This window comes from Streptomyces sp. NPDC037290, assembly GCF_055603245.1.
Genome location: NZ_JBVJVZ010000001.1, coordinates 423,941 through 440,941 on the forward strand (window position 1 = coordinate 423,941; position 17,001 = coordinate 440,941).

At 71.2% G+C, this 17,001-nt stretch carries 17 protein-coding genes; 6 read left to right on the plus strand and 11 right to left on the minus strand.

The window, feature by feature from the left end; all coding sequences use genetic code 11:
* Window positions 1-17: 17 nt before the first annotated feature.
* The 3 genes from ACZ7HQ_RS01950 to ACZ7HQ_RS01960 are packed head-to-tail and all read right to left on the minus strand — an operon-like array spanning window position 18 to window position 2,664.
* On the minus strand, window positions 18-920 hold the full coding sequence (locus ACZ7HQ_RS01950) for a metal ABC transporter permease (RefSeq protein WP_470983393.1): 903 nt from the start codon (window positions 918-920) through the stop codon (window positions 18-20).
* Window positions 920-1,690, minus strand: coding sequence for a metal ABC transporter ATP-binding protein (locus ACZ7HQ_RS01955; protein WP_470983395.1), 771 nt, complete (start codon window positions 1,688-1,690; stop codon window positions 920-922). Before ACZ7HQ_RS01955 ends, ACZ7HQ_RS01950 begins: the two co-directional genes overlap by 1 nt.
* Before the next feature lie 11 nt (window positions 1,691-1,701).
* Window positions 1,702-2,664, minus strand: coding sequence for a metal ABC transporter substrate-binding protein (locus ACZ7HQ_RS01960; protein WP_470983398.1), 963 nt, complete (start codon window positions 2,662-2,664; stop codon window positions 1,702-1,704).
* A gap of 161 nt (window positions 2,665-2,825) precedes the next feature.
* On the opposite strand from ACZ7HQ_RS01960, the gene ACZ7HQ_RS01965 reads away from it, so the two are divergent.
* Window positions 2,826-4,208, plus strand: coding sequence for a glycine--tRNA ligase (locus ACZ7HQ_RS01965; protein WP_470983401.1), 1,383 nt, complete (start codon window positions 2,826-2,828; stop codon window positions 4,206-4,208).
* Between the two features lie 58 nt (window positions 4,209-4,266).
* On the opposite strand, the gene ACZ7HQ_RS01970 is transcribed toward ACZ7HQ_RS01965, so the two are convergent.
* A complete protein-coding gene (locus ACZ7HQ_RS01970) occupies window positions 4,267-5,313 on the minus strand; it encodes a chitinase (RefSeq protein WP_470985163.1) in 1,047 nt (348 codons plus the stop codon).
* 161 nt (window positions 5,314-5,474) lie between these two features.
* On the opposite strand from ACZ7HQ_RS01970, the gene ACZ7HQ_RS01975 reads away from it, so the two are divergent.
* Together ACZ7HQ_RS01975 and ACZ7HQ_RS01980 are read left to right on the plus strand one after the other, a co-directional pair.
* Window positions 5,475-6,485, plus strand: coding sequence for an aldo/keto reductase (locus ACZ7HQ_RS01975; protein ID WP_470983404.1), 1,011 nt, complete (start codon window positions 5,475-5,477; stop codon window positions 6,483-6,485).
* 26 nt (window positions 6,486-6,511) lie between these two features.
* Window positions 6,512-7,108: a TetR/AcrR family transcriptional regulator gene (locus ACZ7HQ_RS01980; RefSeq protein ID WP_470983406.1), complete on the plus strand. Its 597-nt coding sequence runs from the start codon at window positions 6,512-6,514 to the stop codon at window positions 7,106-7,108.
* Here ACZ7HQ_RS01980 and ACZ7HQ_RS01985 read toward each other — a convergent pair.
* The 3 genes from ACZ7HQ_RS01985 to ACZ7HQ_RS01995 form a co-directional block, all read right to left on the minus strand.
* Entirely contained in the window at window positions 7,089-7,505 is a 417-nt protein-coding gene (locus ACZ7HQ_RS01985) for a hypothetical protein (RefSeq protein ID WP_470983409.1), read from the minus strand. The genes ACZ7HQ_RS01980 and ACZ7HQ_RS01985 overlap by 20 nt on opposite strands.
* A 135-nt stretch (window positions 7,506-7,640) precedes the next feature.
* Complete coding sequence (locus ACZ7HQ_RS01990) at window positions 7,641-7,865, minus strand: hypothetical protein (protein WP_228620312.1); 225 nt, start codon at window positions 7,863-7,865, stop codon at window positions 7,641-7,643.
* 110 nt (window positions 7,866-7,975) lie between these two features.
* Window positions 7,976-9,403 carry an MFS transporter gene (locus tag ACZ7HQ_RS01995; RefSeq protein ID WP_470983412.1) on the minus strand — a complete coding sequence of 476 codons (1,428 nt, stop codon included), beginning with the start codon at window positions 9,401-9,403 and terminating at the stop codon, window positions 7,976-7,978.
* A 101-nt stretch (window positions 9,404-9,504) separates the two neighbouring features.
* On the opposite strand from ACZ7HQ_RS01995, the gene ACZ7HQ_RS02000 reads away from it, so the two are divergent.
* The gene (locus tag ACZ7HQ_RS02000) at window positions 9,505-10,398 is read left to right on the plus strand and encodes a helix-turn-helix transcriptional regulator (RefSeq protein ID WP_470983415.1); all 894 of its coding nucleotides are present in this window, start codon (window positions 9,505-9,507) and stop codon (window positions 10,396-10,398) included.
* A 12-nt stretch (window positions 10,399-10,410) separates the two neighbouring features.
* Here ACZ7HQ_RS02000 and ACZ7HQ_RS02005 read toward each other — a convergent pair whose 3' ends face one another.
* A complete protein-coding gene (locus ACZ7HQ_RS02005) occupies window positions 10,411-11,652 on the minus strand; it encodes a hypothetical protein (RefSeq protein WP_470983418.1) in 1,242 nt (413 codons plus the stop codon).
* Window positions 11,649-11,999 carry a hypothetical protein gene (locus ACZ7HQ_RS02010; protein ID WP_470983420.1) on the minus strand — a complete coding sequence of 117 codons (351 nt, stop codon included), beginning with the start codon at window positions 11,997-11,999 and terminating at the stop codon, window positions 11,649-11,651. Before ACZ7HQ_RS02010 ends, ACZ7HQ_RS02005 begins: the two co-directional genes overlap by 4 nt.
* Before the next feature lie 96 nt (window positions 12,000-12,095).
* Between ACZ7HQ_RS02010 and ACZ7HQ_RS02015 the strand changes: the two genes are divergently transcribed.
* Complete coding sequence (locus ACZ7HQ_RS02015; protein ID WP_470983423.1) at window positions 12,096-13,055, plus strand: hypothetical protein; 960 nt, start codon at window positions 12,096-12,098, stop codon at window positions 13,053-13,055.
* 15 nt (window positions 13,056-13,070) lie between these two features.
* Here the strand turns inward: ACZ7HQ_RS02015 and ACZ7HQ_RS02020 are convergent, their stop codons facing one another.
* Together ACZ7HQ_RS02020 and ACZ7HQ_RS02025 are read right to left on the minus strand one after the other, a co-directional pair.
* Window positions 13,071-14,513, minus strand: a complete 1,443-nt coding sequence (locus ACZ7HQ_RS02020; RefSeq protein ID WP_470983426.1) for an MFS transporter — start codon at window positions 14,511-14,513, stop codon at window positions 13,071-13,073.
* 85 nt (window positions 14,514-14,598) lie between these two features.
* Window positions 14,599-16,023: an MFS transporter gene (locus tag ACZ7HQ_RS02025; protein WP_470983429.1), complete on the minus strand. Its 1,425-nt coding sequence runs from the start codon at window positions 16,021-16,023 to the stop codon at window positions 14,599-14,601.
* A gap of 103 nt (window positions 16,024-16,126) precedes the next feature.
* Here ACZ7HQ_RS02025 and ACZ7HQ_RS02030 point away from each other — a divergent pair, with 103 nt between their 5' ends.
* Complete coding sequence (locus ACZ7HQ_RS02030) at window positions 16,127-16,996, plus strand: helix-turn-helix transcriptional regulator (protein WP_470983433.1); 870 nt, start codon at window positions 16,127-16,129, stop codon at window positions 16,994-16,996.
* The last annotated feature ends 5 nt before the right edge of the window (window positions 16,997-17,001 follow it).

Here is a 17,001-nt window from a genome sequence, read left to right on the forward strand (position 1 = left end):
GCCCGGACTGTCAGCGGTCAGACGCCGACCTCGTCCCCGGCGCCTCTCGTGGCCGGAATCGTGCACTCCGCCGGATCCCCGGCGGGGCGCGCGGCGGCCGCCGCGCGGGCGCGTCGGCGGGCCAGCGGGGTGGCCAGGGCGGTGAGCGCGACGAACGCGGCGATGGTCAGCAGGACGATCGTCGCGCCCGGCGGGACGTCCTGGTAGTACGAGGTGATCGTGCCGCTGATCGCCACGCCGACGCCGATGGCGACGGCGATCGCGAAGGTCACCGCGAAGCTGCGGCTGAGCTGCTGTGCGGCGGCGACCGGCACCACCATGAGCGCGGACACCAGGATCAGGCCGACCACCCGCATGGCGACGGTGACCGTGACGGCCGCGGTGATCGCGGTGAGCAGGTTCAGGGCGCGCACCGGCAGCCCGGTGACCCGCGCGAACTCCTCGTCCTGGCTGACCGCGAACAGCTGGCGGCGCAGCCCGAGGGTGACCGCGACGACGAACGCGGCGAGCACGGTGATCGCGGTGACGTCCGACGGGGAGACGGTCGACAACGAGCCGAACAGGTACGAGGTCAGGTTGGCGTTGGAACCGCCCGGCGCGAGGTTGACGAACATCACACCGCCGGCCATGCCGCCGTAGAAGAGCATCGCGAGGGCGATGTCGCCGCGTGTCCTGCCGTACCAGCGGATCAGCTCCATCAGGACCGAGCCGAGCGCGGAGACGGCCGTGGCCATCCACACCGGTGAGGCGTGCAGCAGGAAGCCGAGGCCGACGCCGGTCATCGCCACGTGCCCGATGCCGTCGCCCATCAGGGGCTGGCGGCGCTGGACGAGGTAGATGCCGATCGCGGGCGCGGTGATGCCGACCAGGACGGCCGCGATGAGCGCCCGCTGCATGAAGGCGTAGTTCAGGAAGTCCATCAGCTCAGCAGTCCCGTGCGGATCGGTTCGGCGCCCGCGGGTGCGTGCGGGTGTACGTGGTCGTGACCGGGCAGGGCGTGCTGGCCGAGCGCCCGCGGCGGCGGGCCGTCGTGCAGCACGCAGCCGTCGCGCAGGACGACCGCCCGGTCGATCAGTGGCTCCAGCGGCCCGAGTTCGTGCAGGACCAGCAGCACCGTCGTACCGGCGGACACCTGCTCGCGCAGGGTCCGGGCGAGTACCTCCTGGCTGGCCAGGTCCACGCCCGCCATCGGCTCGTCCATGATCAGCAGTTCCGGCTCGGCGACGAGCGCGCGGGCGATCAGCACCCGCTGGTGCTGGCCGCCCGAGAGGGCGTCGACCGAGTCCCGGGCGCGGTCCGCCATGCCGACCAGTTCCAGGGCCCGGCGCACGGCCTGCCGGTCGGCCCTGCGGAAGAAGCCGAAGCGGGTGCGGGAGAGCCGCCCGGACGACACGATCTCGGTCACCGTCGCGGGGACCCCGCCCGCGGCCGTCGTCCGCTGCGGTACGTAGCCCACGCGCGCCCAGTCGCCGAAGGAGCGGCGCGGGGTGCCGAACAGCTCGACCGTGCCGCCGCTGACCGGCACCTGGCCGGTGATCGTGCGGATCGCCGTGGACTTGCCGGAGCCGTTGGCGCCGAGCAGCGCGACGACCTCGCCGCGGCCGACGGTGAGGTCGATGCCGCGCAGCACGGGACGCGCGCCGAGTTCGGCGGTGACCCCGCGCAGGGCTATGACGGGCTCGCTGGTCATGTCGTCCCCTGTCATTTCGTGCCGAGCGCCTGCTGCAGCGCCTTGAGGTTGGCCTGCTGGACGGAGAAGTAGTCCCTGCCGCGGGACTTGCCGGTGACGATGCCCTCGATCGGGTCCAGGACGTCCGTCCGCAGGCCGGCGTCGTGCGCGATGGTCTTCGCGGTCTTGTCACTGACGAGGGTCTCGTAGAAGACGGTGGAGACGCCGTCGGCCCTGGCCATCTTCTCCAGGTCCCGCACGCGGGCGGCGCTGGGCTCCGACGCGGGGTCGAGGCCGCTGACGGCCTCCTCGGTCAGGCCGTAGCGCTCGGCGAGGTAGCCGAAGGCGGCGTGGGTGGTGACGAAGACCCTGGTCCTGGTGTGCGCCAGGCCGTCCCTGAACTGCCGGTCCAGGCCGTCGAGCTGCTTGACGAGGGCCGCGGTGTTCTTCGCGTAGTCGGCCGCGTGCTTCGGGTCGGCCTTCTCGAAGGCCTTGCCGACACCCTCGGCGACCTGGGCGTAGCGCACCGGGTCGAGCCAGATGTGCGGGTCCTTGCCCGTCGACTCGTCGTTCTTGTGGGTGTCGTGCGCGGCCGCGTGCCCGCCGACCTCGTTGCCGTGGTCCTCCAGCGAGGTCAGGGAGGCCGCGTCGATCTTCGTCTTGACCGGGGACTGGGCCACCGCGTCGTCGACGGAGGGCTGGAGGTTCTTCAGGTACAGGACCGCGTCGGAGTCCTGGAGCCCAGCGATCTGCTGGGGGCTGATCTCCAGGTCGTGCGGTTCCTGGCCGGGGGTGGTCAGACTGGTGACGTGGACGTGGTCCCCGCCGATCCGCTCGGCGAGGAAGGCCATCGGGTAGAACGACGCGACGACGTCGAACCTGCCCGTGCCGGCCGCGGCCGCCGTGTCGCCGGAGCAGCCGGTGAGGGTGCCGAGACCGAGGACGGTCACGGCGGTGGCCGCGGCGGCGGGTATGAGGCGTCGTCGTACGTTCATGACAGTCATTTTCAACGAATGTGGAAACCGTTGTCAACAAGCTCCCGCCGGGGCCGCTGGCAGGGGGCCGATTTGGCCGTGGGGGAGCCTGCGCCGGTAACCTGAATCATTCGCTGGAAGCATCTCGCTTCAACGCCCGTCGTCGTAATGAAGAGAGCACCGTGGCCGCCGACAAGATCGACACCATCGTCAGCCTGAGCAAGCGCCGTGGCTTCGTTTTCCCGTGCAGTGAGATCTACGGCGGACAGCGTGCCGCCTGGGACTACGGACCGCTGGGTGTCGAGCTCAAGGAGAACATCAAGCGCCAGTGGTGGCGCTACATGGTGACGTCGCGCGAGGACGTGGTCGGTATCGACTCGTCCGTCATCCTGGCCTCCGAGGTCTGGGTCGCGTCCGGCCACGTCGCCACCTTCACGGACCCGCTGACCGAGTGCACCGCGTGCCACAAGCGGTTCCGCGCCGACCACCTCGAAGAGGCCTACGAGGAGAAGAAGGGCCACGCCCCGGCGAACGGCCTGGCCGACATCAACTGCCCGAACTGCGGCAACAAGGGCCAGTTCACCGAGCCCAAGCAGTTCTCCGGCCTGCTGTCGACGCACCTCGGCCCGACCCAGGACTCCGGCTCGGTCGCGTACCTCCGCCCCGAGACCGCCCAGGGCATCTTCACCAACTTCGCCCAGGTGCAGACCACCTCGCGCCGCAAGCCGCCGTTCGGCATCGCGCAGATGGGCAAGTCCTTCCGCAACGAGATCACGCCCGGCAACTTCATCTTCCGCACCCGTGAGTTCGAGCAGATGGAGATGGAGTTCTTCGTCAAGCCGGGCGAGGACGAGAAGTGGCAGGAGTACTGGATGCAGCAGCGCTGGAACTGGTACACCGGCCTGGGCCTGCGCGAGGAGAACATGCGCTGGTACGAGCACCCGAAGGAGAAGCTCTCCCACTACTCCAAGCGCACCGCCGACATCGAGTACCGCTTCCAGTTCGGCGGCAGCGAGTGGGGCGAGCTGGAGGGTGTCGCCAACCGCACCGACTACGACCTCGGCGCCCACTCCAAGGCCTCCGGCCAGGACCTCTCCTACTTCGACCAGGAGGCCGGCGAGCGCTGGACGCCGTACGTCATCGAGCCGGCGGCGGGTGTCGGCCGCACCATGCTGGCCTTCCTGCTCGACGCCTACGTCGAGGACGAGGCGCCGAACGCCAAGGGCAAGATGGAGAAGCGCACGGTGCTGCGGCTCGACCACCGGCTCGCCCCGGTGAAGGTCGCCGTCCTCCCGCTGTCCCGCAACCCCGAGCTGTCCCCGAAGGCCAAGGGGCTGGCCCAGGCGCTGCGCCAGAACTGGAACATCGAGTTCGACGACGCCGGTGCGATCGGCCGCCGTTACCGCCGCCAGGACGAGATCGGCACGCCGTACTGCGTGACCGTCGACTTCGACACGCTCGAGGACAACGCGGTCACGGTTCGTGAGCGGGACTCGATGAAGCAGGAGCGCGTGTCGCTGGACCAGATCGAGGGTTACCTCGCCCAGCGCCTCATCGGCGCCTAGTCACATCCCGGGGAGCCGGGCGGGCCGATCTCATCTCGGCCCGCCCGGCTTTCGCATGTCAGCGCCCCTGAAGCGCCTTGACGTTGTCGCCGAAGGTCCAGTTCCTCGCGCCGTCCCAGTTGACCGACCAGGTCATCAGGCCCTTCAGCGAGGTGCCGTAGTGCTTCCAGGCCTGGGAGACGAGGGACGGTGACAGGTAGCCGCCGCCCGCGCCGGACTGGGCGGGCAGGCCCGGGACCTGCTTGTCGTAGGGCACCCTGATCGTCGTGCCCTGGACCACCAGGCCCTTGTTCAGGCAGTCGGTCTGGGCGGTGAAGCCGGCGACCGTGCCGGCCTCGTAGGAGTCGCCGGAGCAGCCGTACATGCTGCCGTTGTAGTACTGCATGTTCAGCCACCACAGCCGGCCGTTGTCGGCGTACTTCTTGATGATCGGCAGGTACGCGCCCCAGATCGAGCCGTAGGTGATGCTGCCGCCGGTCACGTACGCCGTCTCGGGGGCCATCGTCAGGCCGAAGCCCGCCGGCATCCGGTCGAGGACGCCGTCGATGATGCGGATCAAGTTGGCCTGGGACGTGGACAGCTGGCCGATGTTGCCGCTGTTCGTCAGGCCCGTCTCGATGTCGATGTCGATGCCGTCGAAGTTGTACTTCCTCAGGATCGGCACGATCGTCGCCACGAAGCGGTCCGCGACCGCCGACGAGCTCAGGTCGATGCCGGCCGCCGCGCCGCCGATGGAGAGCAGGATCGTCCGGCCCGACGCCTTCGCCGCGCACATCTCCGCGGGCGTCGCCACCTTCACGCCCGTGTCCATGCCGTCCTCCCACAGCGCCGTGCCGTCGGAGCGGATGACCGGGAAGGCCGCGTTGATCACGTTGTAGCCGTGTGCGGGGATGCGGGAGTCGGTGATCGGGGTCCAGCCGAAGGGCGGGTGGACGCCGTTCGCGGAGCCGTCCCAGTTCTCCCAGTAGCCCTGGAGCACCTTGCCGGCCGGCCGGGACTTCACCGCACAGGTGTCGGCGGCGGAGGCGGTGGTGGCGGCCGGGAACTGGGTGAGACAGGCGGTCGCGAGCGCGGCGGCGAACAGGGACAGCGTGCGGCGGAGCATGCGGGCCTCCCGGTGGGGGTGCGGTGAGGTGTCGTAGGCGTGAGGTGTCGTAGGCATGACAGTGAGGTGGTCCAGACCTCTCGTCAATAGGTCTGGACCAAACTGACATCTATGGAATGACAGATATTGAAATCTGTCATCTGTCATGGCAAGGTGGGGGCATGACGATGCGAACCCGAACCCTCGGAACCACCGGCCCCCGGACCTCCGCCCTCGGCCTCGGCTGCATGGGCATGTCCGCGCTGTACGGCGACGCCGACCGCGCGGAGTCCGTCGCGACCGTCCACGCCGCCCTGGAGGCGGGCGTCACCCTGCTGGACACCGGCGACTTCTACGCCATGGGGCACAACGAGATGCTGATCGGCGAGGCCCTGCGCACCGCCCCGGCCGCCCGCCGCGAGCAGGCGCTGGTCAGCGTGAAGTTCGGCGCCCTGCGCGACCCGGAGGGCAACTGGACCGGCTACGACGGCCGCCCGGCCGCCGTGAAGAACTTCGCCGCCTACTCCCTGCAGCGCCTCGGCGTCGACCACATCGACGTCTACCGGATCGCCCGCCTCGACCCGGACGTGCCGATCGAGGAGACCGTCGGCGCGATCGCCGAACTGATCGAGAAGGGGTACGTCCGGCACGTCGGCCTGAGCGAGGTCGGCGCCGAGACCGTCCGGCGGGCCGCCGCCACCGCCCCCGTCGCCGACCTCCAGATCGAGTACTCGCTGATCAGCCGCGGCATCGAGCGGGACATCCTGCCCACCACCCGCGAGCTGGGCATCGGCATCACCGCGTACGGCGTACTCTCCCGCGGACTGATCTCCGGCCACTTCTCCCGCGACCGGCAGCTGGCCGCGAACGACTTCCGCGCCCACTCACCCCGCTTCCAGGGCGAGAACCTCCAGCACAACCTGAACCTCGTCGAGGCCCTGCGCAAGATCGCCGAGCAGAAGGACGTCACCGTCGCGCAGATCGCCATCGCCTGGGTGCTCGCCCGCGGCGAGGACATCGTGCCCCTCGTCGGCGCCCGCACCCGCGAGCGGCTGGACGAGTCGCTGGGCGCGCTGGACGTGACGCTGGACGCGGCCGACCTGGCGGCGATCGAGGAGGCCGTACCGGCGGACGCGGCGGCCGGCGACCGCTACCCGACCCCGCAGATGGCACACCTCGACAGTGAGCGCTGACCACGGCGACAGGTACGGTCTGAGGCATGGCACCGCCCACTGAGACCCTGACCGCCGAGCGCATCCTCGAAGCGACCGAGGAGGTGCTGCGCCGCCACGGCCCGGCCAAGGCCACCGTGGTCGACGTGGCCCGCGCGCTCGGCGTCAGCCACGGCAGTGTGTACCGGCACTTCCGCACCAAGGCGGCCCTGCGCGAGGCGGTCACCAAGCGGTGGCTGGACCGGACATCGGAGAAACTGGCCGGCATCGTCGCCGCCGGCGAAAGCCCCGAGCAGCGGCTGCGGGCCTGGCTCGCGGCCCTGTTCGAGGCCAAGCGGCACAAGGCGGGAGACGACCCCGAACTCTTCGCCACCTACACGGTGCTGACCGACGAGAACGGCACGGCGGTCGGCGAGCACATCGCCGACCTGACCGGCCAGTTGACCCGGATCATCGCGGACGGGGCCGGGTCGGGCGCCTTCACGGTGCCCGACCCGGCCGCCGCGGCCCGGGCCGTCTTCCAGGCCACCGGCCGTTTCCACGACCCCTGTCACGCCCGGGAATGGACCGCTGCCGGCGTCGACGAGGAGTTCACGGCCGTCGTGGACCTGCTGGTACGGGGGCTCAGCTCACCTTCACGGTGACGGTGGGCGAGTGGACCTTTCCGGACATCGTCGCGCTGGCGACGCGCAGTTTCTCCGTGCCCTTCGTGTTGAGCTTGGCGAAGAGGGCGTACGAACTGCCGGTCTTGACCTTGGCGGTCGCCTGCAGCGGGACCCACTTGCCGGACTTCTCGTGCTGCAGCACCAGCGGGGAACCGACCTTCAGGCCCTTGGTGCGACCGGTGAACTTCACCGTGTCACCGGCCTTCACCGAGGTCTTGTCGGCCTTGATGGTGATCGAGGCCATGGTGCTGGGGCTGGGGCTGGGCTTGCTGGTGGCGGCGAAGGCTCCGGACGTCCCGCCGGAGAGCAACGCCGCGGACAGGGCACAGGCGCCCAGCGCGCGGCCGTAGCGGTGGTGGCGGAGTACCGAGGTCATGTTCGTCTCCTGTCGCTCGATGAACCTTTCCCAGGCTGACCCCGGTCCGCCGGACCGGCCACTCGAGACGGCCCGGAGCGCGCCCCTCGGTCGGGTAAGAGCGCAGGTCAAGCAGGCTGTCGAGGGACAGAGTTCTTACCTTGAGGGCTGCCGGTCGGCCGCCGGGTCGACCGTCGCCTGATGGGCCTCGGCCAGATGTTCCTCCGCCTTCAGCCACGGCAGGAACTGCGCGCCCCGCCGCCAGCCACAGGTGTCGCATCTGATGGTGCGCTGCACACCCGTGCGCTGGACCCGCACGACGTGCTCCCGGCCGTGCTGGTCCCAGCGGCTGACCTTGCTCGTGCTGTTGCCCTGCGGCATGACGCCTCACGTCCCTCGAGTCCGGCACCCCCGACCGGAACGGAGTGTGCAGCAAGACGAACATCAACAGGGGGAGCTTCACCCGGAGTTGTCCAAGTCGTGCCCCCGGCTCAGCCCACCTCACGCGGCAGGCGCAGGCTCAGCAGGCCGGTCAGCGCGATCCCGGCCAGCTGCACCAGCAGCGTGGTGACCAGCGCGTCCCGCATGCCGAGGTGCGGTACGAGGGTGAGGAACAGGGTGCCGAGCGTGGCCACGCCGAGGGCGAGCGCGGACTGCTGGGTGGTGACCATCACACCGCTGCCGACACCGGCCCGGGCCGGCGGCACCTCGGACATCACGATCCGCAGGACGTTGGGCAGTTGGAGCGCCTGCCCGGCGCCGGCCACGGCCGCACCCGGCAGCAGCGAGCCGACGTCCAGGTGCGGCCAGTCCTGCCAGGCGGCCAGCACGATCAGCAGCACGCCCACGCCCTGGACGACGGATCCGGCGGCGACGACCCGGCTGCCGTAGCGGGCGACCAGCCGGGGTCCGGCGAGGGAGACGAACAGGAAGGCCACGGCCATCGGTGCGAGGGCGAGGCCGGCCGCCACGGGCCCGAGCCGGGCGCCCCGCTGCAGCGCCAGCGCGATCACGAACATGAACCCGCTGAAGCCGATGGAGAACGGCACCATCAGCACCAGACCGCGCCGCAGCGAGGCCAGCGCCAGCAGGCTCGGCGGCACCAGCGGGGTCCGTCCCGCCCGGTCGGCCCGCCGCTCCACGGCCCAGAACGCGCCGACGGCGAACGGGAACGCGGCCAGCGACAGCCACGTCCACAGCGGCCAGCCGGCCGCACGGCCCTCGGTGAGCGGCGCAAGCAGCGTCAGCAGGGACACCGCGAGCAGGACCGTGCCCAGGCCGTCGACCGGTTCCGGGCGCTGCGAGCGGGTCTCGGGCATGACGCGCACGGCGAGGACGAGGCCGGCCACGACCACGGGCACGTTGACGAGGAACACCGACCGCCACCCGGTCCCCGCGACATCGGCGGCGACGAGCACCCCGCCGAGTATCTGTCCCGCGACCATGGACAGGCCCGCCGTGGCGCCGTACAGGCTCATGGCCTTCGCGCGGCGCGCACCGCGCGTGGTCGCCTGAATGGTGGCCAGCACCTGCGGCAGCATCGCGGCGGCCGAGGCGCCCTGCGCGACCCGTGCCGCGACCAGGCTCCAGGCGTCGGGCGCCAGCCCGCAGGCCAGGGAGGTCAGTCCGAACGCGGCCATTCCGCCGAGGAACAGCCGGCGCCGCCCGAACAGGTCCCCGAGCCGGCCGCCGAGCACCAGCAGCACGGCGTAGGCGACCCCGTACCCGGCCACGACCAGCTCCAGCACGGCCTCGCCCGCGGCGAGGTCGGCGCCGATGGTCGGCAGGGCGACGTTGACGATGAAGAAGTCGACCAGCGGCAGCGCCGCGGCCAGCAGAACGGTGAACAGCCCGAGCCCGCCGAGCGCGGGCGGCGCGGCCGTTGTACGAACGGCCCGGGTGGTGACGGTTTCACTCATGCCCCCGAGCCTGCGTCACCGCCCAGACGGGTACCAGAGTGTTCTCATCCTGGTAGAAGAACTACCTGGCAACAGGATGAGGATGCGGGCATCCTGGAGCCATGACGACGACGGCCACCGCCCGGGAGAGCACCGCGCAGCCGCCCCGGGGCTCGGAGATCCGGCGGCACGAGCTGGCCGCGTTCCTGCGCAGCCGCCGCGAGCGCATCACCCCCGAGCAGGTGGGCCTGCCCCGCGGCGCCCGCCGCCGCACCCCGGGCCTGCGCCGGGAGGAGGTCGCCCAGCTCTCCGCGGTCGGCGTCACCTGGTACACCTGGCTGGAACAGGCCCGCGACATCCAGGTCTCCGTCCAGGTCCTGGACGCCCTGGCCCGCACCCTGGGGCTGGACGCCAGCGAGCGCGCCCACCTCTTCCAGCTGGCCGGCGCCACCGATCCGACCCCCGCGGCGAACTGCCCGAGCGTGACCCCGGCACTGCGCGAGGTGCTGCGCCGGCTGGAGCCGATCCCGGCCTGCATCCAGAACAGCCGGTACGACATCCTCGCCTACAACCGCACCTACGGCCGCCTCCTGTGCGACCTGGACGCGCTGCCGCCCGAGGACCGCAACTGCATGCTCCTCGTGCACACGAACAAGGACTGGCAGGCGTCGGTCGTGCACCTGGAGGAGGCCCAGCGCCTGATGGCCGCCCGGCTGCGCGCCTCCCTGGCCGGCCACCTCGGCGAGCCGGCCTGGAAGATGCTGCTGAAGCGGCTGGAAGCCGAGTCACCCGAGTTCCGGGCGAACTGGGAGCGTTACGAGGTGGTCGGCAGCCGCTCCAAGACCAAGGAGTTCCTCAACGCCCACGTCGGCCACCTCAAGCTGGAGCACACGGACCTGTGGCTGGGCCCCGAACTGGGTGCCCGGATGCTGACGTACACACCGGCCGACGAGGAGACCCGCGAGCGGCTGGAGAGGCTGTACGAGATCGCGTGCGCCACCGCGGCCCCGGCCTGAGAGGGCGGCGGATCACTCCATCCACTGGCGGTAGCCCGTGGCGTACGCCTGGTCCATCGTGTGGTTGTAGGAGACCTTCTCGCCGAAGAGCGCCTGTGTGCCGAGGCGCAGACCGAGCATGAGGTCGACGCGGTTGAGTTCCAGGCAGGGCGTCGTCCCGAAGGTCGGGAAGAAGCCGCAGCCGAGCGTCGTCCGCCGCTGCCTGTCCCTGGTGCTGGTCAGCGAGAGGACGTCGCCGTAGGCCGCTCTGATGTCCGCCGTGCGGACGAAGGGAAGCCCGCGTTCCTCGACCATCGCGGCGTCGGCGAAGAACCCGGTGGCGGGTACGGGGAAGTCACGGATGCTCCGGAGATACGCGTCGAGGCGGAACTCCGATTCCCTCATGCGGGCCGTGCACCAGGCGTGGAGCGCGGTGATGTCACCGGCGTTGGTGAACACCCGCCCGGCCGACTGCCGGGTCTCGAAGATCGTGAACAGGGCGTAGTTGTGGCGCTTCGTCGTCTCCGCGAGCTGTTCGGCGATGACTTCGGCACGGCACAGGGCATCGACCTCCCGCTCCGGAAGGCCGACCACCTCGTTGAGGGCGGCGGCCGACGGCTCGGGCCGGTAGAGACAGCGCATCAGCACGCGGGACACCCGGTGGAGATCCTCACCGAAGGAGTCCCGGGTGCGCAGGAAGCGGCTGATGACTTTGGTGTACTTGGCCGGCAGGGTCGACTGCAGGGACAGCCAGTGGTTGTATCCGCTTTCGCCGCGCCCGCGCTGCCGGAAGGCCTCGTGGAGGAAGGCGAGTTCGGTGACGACCGCGTTCGCCTCCAGCAGGTCGACCAGGGTGATCGTGAGCCCGATGCCGGGGATCCCGACGGGCTCGTACGCCGGGGCGTTGCGCTGCCGGAAGTCGGCCGCCGTCTCACGGTGCAGGTCGATGAGGCCCCGTTGCTTCTCACCGAGAGTCCTTCCCGGGTCCCGCTTGCCGTTCTCCGACAGGTCCGCCAGCACGGCGGCGGCCACCGAGTTGCGTTCGGCCTCCACCATGAAACGGTCGTAGAGCGGGGGACAGAGCAACGCGTCGTGGAAGTGGCGTATTTCGTGCAGGATCGTGGCCTCGGCCAGCAGGCGTTCCCTCTCCGGGTCCGCGGGCGGGCCGTCCTGCGCGGTCCAGATCTCCGGGCGGTGCCTGGCGAGCACGTCGGAGCGGATGAGGACCACCGGGACACCGATGACATGGGAGCCGATGCGGCCCGTGTGTGTCATGGTTCGAGCAGACGCCTGATCTGTTCGGGAGTCAGCTCGGCGATGTTGTAACGCGTGCCGTCGACCGTGACGTTGACCTCGACGGGGGCCGGGTCGGACCCGGCGCGCGCCCGGCGCTGCCTGATCCGTTCGACGAGTTGGGCCAGGGTCAGGGCCGCCTGGGCCGCGCCGACCACGACCGAACCGAGACTCAGCAAGGTGTCGAACTCGAAGTTCAACTCGCTGTCGACGGTCGGTGTTTCCTCGTTGCGCACGAGTCCCGAATCGGCGTGGAACAACGCGTCGAGGACGTCCTCGAGGGACATGGACGCGGGAACGCGGAAGGAGACGTCGGCCTTGACGGTCACTTTTCCCCCAGTCGGCTCGGTCGGCGGCCGGTGGTTCAGTATGGCACGGTGCGGAGTACTCCACCCGGAGTTCACTTGATAAGTATGCTTGTGTCCGTGCGATCCGAGAAGATCCCAGGGTACGCGGCCGCACGCCTCTACTACCCCGTCTCGCCGGACCGGGCCGGTGCCCCGGAGGCGCTCACACGGAGCAAGGCCGAGGCGCTGCGGGCACACGTCGGTGCCGACATCCAACTGCTGGTGGAGAACACGCCGTTCAGTCCGCACCTCTTCGGCACCCCCTCCAGCCACCCCTGCGCCGAGGCCACCCTGCGGCTCGTCGAGGCCGAGTGGTCGGACGACCTCATTCCGCAGGTGCGCGGCATGGACGGGTCGCTGTGCCTCAGGTTCCGCCTGGACGACAGAGCGTTCCTGCAGCAGCTCATCGACCACCGGGACCCCGACGAGGACCCTGAACTCGCCTTCCGGTACCGGATCCTGCACTGGGGCTGGCAGAACTGGGGCGGCCTGACCTGGACCCTGTCGGCGGGCGGCACCCACCTGTACTGCTGCGACGTCGACGTGTTCCTCCCGGAGGAGCCGGAGGAGGTCACCGAGGACCTGTACCTGTTCGTCATCTCCCTCGACCCAGTGGCGCGCGCGATGTCCGACACGGGTGCGGGCGGCGAGACCAGGGCGGACCGCGGGGAGTCACGGGAACACGGTGAACCCGACGCACCCGAGGGGCCCGATGAACACGTGGGACCCGGCCGGTCCGGCGAGCGCGCGGACGCACCCCGCGAGCCGGCCGACCAGGACTCGCACATCGGCAGGTGCACCGACTGCGGCACGCGGCTGCGGCTCATGTCCGCCCTGCTGACCATGGTCGAGGAGGCGGGGGGAACGGTCCTCCTGGGGTGCACCGGGTGCGGCAAGGGGCACATGGTCCGCATCGCGAGCGCGTCCGACCGCCGGACGGGCGCCGACCGCTTCGAGGTACTGAAGCCTCCCGACCCTTCGTCCATCCCGGAGGAGTACCTCCGCGAGGTGAGGCGCTACCTCGAGCAGGAGGACTAGGGCCTGTCCGGCCGGTCAGGGCGCCCCCACCGGCTGGCGGATCTCCGCCGACTCCAGCTGTTCGGCCGTGCGTTCCGCGGTGCGGCGGGCCCAGCGGCCGCTGGTGAGGAGGCCGAGGAGGAGGACCGCGAGGCCGCAGGCGGTGAGGATCCACCAGCCGGGGCGGGCCGCCGGGACGAACACGGACTTGTACGAGGACGAGCCGATCCCGGCGGCCAGGACCGCGCCGACCACCGCGACGCCGAGCGTCTGGCCCAGCTGCCGGCTCGTGGAGGCGACCGCGGCGGCGACCCCGGCCTGGGCGCGTGGCATGCCGGAGACGGCCGTGTTGGTGATCGGCGCGTTCACGAAGCCGAAGCCGACGCCGAACAGGACGTAGCCGATGAGGAGGGTGGCGTTCGAGGTCTCCGCCTCGAAGGCCGCGAAGAGGACACCGCTCGCCGTCATCGCCGTACCGGCCACCAGGAGGGGAAGACGGGGCCCGCGGTTGCCGACCAGGCGTCCGGACAGGGGTGCACACAGGAATGTCGGCGCGGCCATCGGCAGCATCCACAGGCCCGCGTGCAGGGCGTCGAGACCGCGGACGTTCTGCAGGTACAGCGTGGACAGGAAGAGGAAGCCGCCCAGTGCCGCGAAGGCACTGATCGCGATCACCGTGGCGCCGCTGAACGGAGCCGAGCGGAAGAAGCGCAGGTCGATGAGGGGTTCGTCGCGGCGGGGCTCGTACCAGAGCAGGCCGAGCAGGGCGGCGAGGGCGATCGCGGCGAAGGGGGACACCGCGGCCGGGCCCGAGTCCGGCGCCTCGATGATGGCGTACGTCAGCGAGCCGAACAGGGCGATGACCAGCAACTGGCCGACCGGGTCGGGGCGGCGGGCCTTGGGTGCGCGGGACTCGGGGACGAAGCGGAGGGTGAACAGGAGGGCGGCGAGGCCGACCGGGAGGTTGATCCAGAAGATCGCGCGCCAGCTCACCGACTGCACCAGCAGGCCGCCGACCAGCGGGCCGGCCGCCATGGATATGCCGACGACCGCGCCCCACACACCGATCGCGCGGGCCCGCTCGCGGGCGTCCGTGAAGGTGTTGGTGATGATCGACATGGCGACCGGGTTGAGCATGGAGCCGCCGATCGCCTGCACCATGCGGAACACGACCAGCAGCGACAGGTCGGGCGCCACGGAGCACAGCACGGATCCGATGGTGAACACCGTCAGGCCCGTCATGAAGACCTTCTTGCGGCCGATCCGGTCGGCGGTCGAGCCCGCGAGCATCAGCAGCGAGGCGAGTACCAGGGTGTAGGCGTCGATGGTCCACTGCAGGCCGGAGGTGGTGGCGTGCAGATCGCGCTGCATGGACGGCAGCGCCACGTTCAGCACGGTGTTGTCCAGGCTCACGATCAGCAGACTCATGCAGCAGATCGCGAGTACGAGCAGGCGGCGGCGGTGGCTCAACTCGGGCATGGCTCTCATCGTACGCCGATTTCAATAGTGCGTCTAACTAATGACTGATACATGGTCCTGACCCCCCGGTGGCCCGGCCTCCGGCTCACCCCAGTACCCGGGGCAGCCGCAGGCCAAGCAGGCCCAGCCCCACCAGTCCCGCCGCCTGCACCGCCAGCACCACCGCCAGCGCCTCCCGCATGCCCAGACCGGGGACGAGGGACAGGAACAGCGAGCCGAGCGCCGCCACCCCGATCGCCAGGCACGACTGCTGGAGCGTGGCCGCCAGCCCGCTGCCCGCGCCCGCCAGCCGCGCCGGGATCGCCGCCAGCAGGATCCGGTAGTACAGCGGCAGCTGAAGGCCCTGGCCGAGCCCGCACAGCACCAGACCGGGGGAGAGCGCGAGCGGGCTCAGATGCGGCCACGGGCCCAGCAGCGCGGTCGCCGTCACCGTCGCGAGCCCCGCGATGTGCACCAGCGCCGCCAGCGCCACCGCCCGCCCGCCGAACCGCCGCACGGCACGCGGCGCCAGCATCGACGCGGCGAACTGCGCCACCCCCATCGGCACCAGCGTCAGCCCCGCCCGCAACGCCCCGTAGCCGAGGCCCTGCTGCAGGGTCACCGCGCTCACGAACATCCACCCGGCGAAGCCCACGAACACCGGCAGACCCAGCAGCAGGCCCCGGCGGACCTCCGGCGCGATGAGCAGGGACGGCGGCAGCAACGGGCTGCCACCCGCCCGCTCCTCCCGACGCTCCACCGCGCAGAACGCTGCCGCGCACAGCGGTGCCGCGCACAGGAGCAGCGCCGACCACAGCGGCCAGCCCGCCGCCCGGCCCTCGGTCAGCGGCAGCAGCAGCGCGGTCAGGGCCGCCGCCAGCAGCGCCGTACCGGCGAGATCGCCGCGCGCGGGCCGCTCCGCCCGGCTGTCCGGCACCGCCCGCAGCGCGCACAGCAGGGCGGCCACGGCCACCGGCACGTTCACCAGGAACACCGCGCGCCAGCCGGTGCCCGCGAGATCCGCGGCGAGGAGCACCCCGCCCAGCACCTGCCCGAGCACGACGGACACCCCGCCGACCGAGCCGTACAGGGCGACCGCGCGGGCCCGCCGCTCGCCGGACGTCGTGGCGTGGATGGTGGCCAGCACCTGCGGCAGCAGCAGCGCCGACGCGGCACCCTGGGCGACCCGCGCCCCCACCAGCCACCGGGCGCCCGGCGCAAGACCGCAGGCCAGCGAGGTCAGCCCGAAGGCGGCCACGCCCCACAGGAACAGCCGCCGCCGGCCGAAACCGTCCCCGAGCCGGCCGCCGAGGACCAGCAGCACGGCGTACGCCACCGCGTATCCGGCCACCACCATCTCCAGGGTGGCCGGCGGGGCGTGCAGATCGTGCTCGATCGTGGGCAGAGCGACGTTGACGACGAAGAAGTCGATCATCGGCAGCGCCGTGCCCAGCAGGAGGGTGAGCAGCCCGAGCGGGGTGAGGGTGCGCGGCGGGGCCGGCGTCGCCGGGGGTGCGGTCGTCGTGATCATGTCCTCGACTGTGCGCCGTCGCCCAGCCGGGTACCAGGCGGTGCTCATCCGGGTACCGGCACCAACTGGAACCGGGGTGCGAGGGCGCGGCACCCTTGATCACATGACCGTCGCAGCGCCGGAACAGCACCGGGAACCGAGCCAGCACATCCGGCGCCGGGAACTCGCCGCCTTCCTGCGCAGCCGGCGGGAGCGGATCACCCCCGAGCAGGTCGGCCTGCCGCGCGGCCCGCGGCGCCGCACCCCGGGCCTGCGCCGCGAGGAGGTCGCCCAGCTCTCCGCGGTCGGCGTCACCTGGTACACCTGGATCGAGCAGGCCCGCGCCACCCATGTCTCCGCCCAGGTGCTGGACGCAGTCGCCCGCGCCCTGCTCATGGACCCCACCGAGCGCGCCCACCTCTTCGCCCTCGCCGGGACCGCCGACCCGCGCACCGAGGCCGAGTGCACGGTCGCCGCCAGATCGGCGATCAAGGTCGTCGAACGGCTCGCGCCCTACCCCGCCTCCCTGCAGAACGCCCGCTACGACGTCCTCGCCGCCAACCGCCCCTTTGCCCAGCTCTTCGGCGACCTCACCGAGCTGCCCCGGGCCGAGCGGAACTGCCTGTGGCTGCTGGCCACCAGCGAGCGCTGGAAGCGGGACTTCCTCGACCGGGACGAGATGCTGCGCGACCTGATCGCCAAGTACCGGGTGGCCATGGCGGAGCATGTGGCCGAGCCCGTGTGGAAGGAGCACCGGGACCGGCTGCTGGCGGCTTCCGAGGAGTTCCGCACGCTGTGGGAACGGCACGAGGTCGCGCCGATGTCCCCGCACGTCAAGCGGTACCGGCACCCGGTGGTCGGCCTGGTCCGCCTGGAGCACCGCACCATGTGGCTGGCCCCGCAGTCACCGGCCCACCGGGTGGTCGCGTACATCCCCGCCGACGAGGAGACCGAGGAGCGCCTCGAGCGGCTGGCAGAGCTCGCGGACGAGTGAGGGAG

Coding starts and splice junctions, on each gene's coding strand:
- ACZ7HQ_RS01990 (WP_228620312.1), bottom strand. CDS start 7,865: ATGCCGCAGGGCAACAGCACGAGCAAGGTCAGCCGCTGGGACCAGCAC.
- ACZ7HQ_RS02030 (WP_470983433.1), top strand. CDS start 16,127: ATGACCGTCGCAGCGCCGGAACAGCACCGGGAACCGAGCCAGCACATC.
- ACZ7HQ_RS02020 (WP_470983426.1), bottom strand. CDS start 14,513: ATGCCCGAGTTGAGCCACCGCCGCCGCCTGCTCGTACTCGCGATCTGC.
- ACZ7HQ_RS02000 (WP_470983415.1), top strand. CDS start 9,505: ATGACGACGACGGCCACCGCCCGGGAGAGCACCGCGCAGCCGCCCCGG.
- ACZ7HQ_RS02025 (WP_470983429.1), bottom strand. CDS start 16,023: ATGATCACGACGACCGCACCCCCGGCGACGCCGGCCCCGCCGCGCACC.
- ACZ7HQ_RS01995 (WP_470983412.1), bottom strand. CDS start 9,403: ATGAGTGAAACCGTCACCACCCGGGCCGTTCGTACAACGGCCGCGCCG.
- ACZ7HQ_RS01955 (WP_470983395.1), bottom strand. CDS start 1,690: ATGACCAGCGAGCCCGTCATAGCCCTGCGCGGGGTCACCGCCGAACTC.
- ACZ7HQ_RS01980 (WP_470983406.1), top strand. CDS start 6,512: ATGGCACCGCCCACTGAGACCCTGACCGCCGAGCGCATCCTCGAAGCG.
- ACZ7HQ_RS01985 (WP_470983409.1), bottom strand. CDS start 7,505: ATGACCTCGGTACTCCGCCACCACCGCTACGGCCGCGCGCTGGGCGCC.
- ACZ7HQ_RS01950 (WP_470983393.1), bottom strand. CDS start 920: ATGGACTTCCTGAACTACGCCTTCATGCAGCGGGCGCTCATCGCGGCC.
- ACZ7HQ_RS01970 (WP_470985163.1), bottom strand. CDS start 5,313: ATGCTCCGCCGCACGCTGTCCCTGTTCGCCGCCGCGCTCGCGACCGCC.
- ACZ7HQ_RS01960 (WP_470983398.1), bottom strand. CDS start 2,664: ATGAACGTACGACGACGCCTCATACCCGCCGCCGCGGCCACCGCCGTG.
- ACZ7HQ_RS01975 (WP_470983404.1), top strand. CDS start 5,475: ATGACGATGCGAACCCGAACCCTCGGAACCACCGGCCCCCGGACCTCC.
- ACZ7HQ_RS02005 (WP_470983418.1), bottom strand. CDS start 11,652: ATGACACACACGGGCCGCATCGGCTCCCATGTCATCGGTGTCCCGGTG.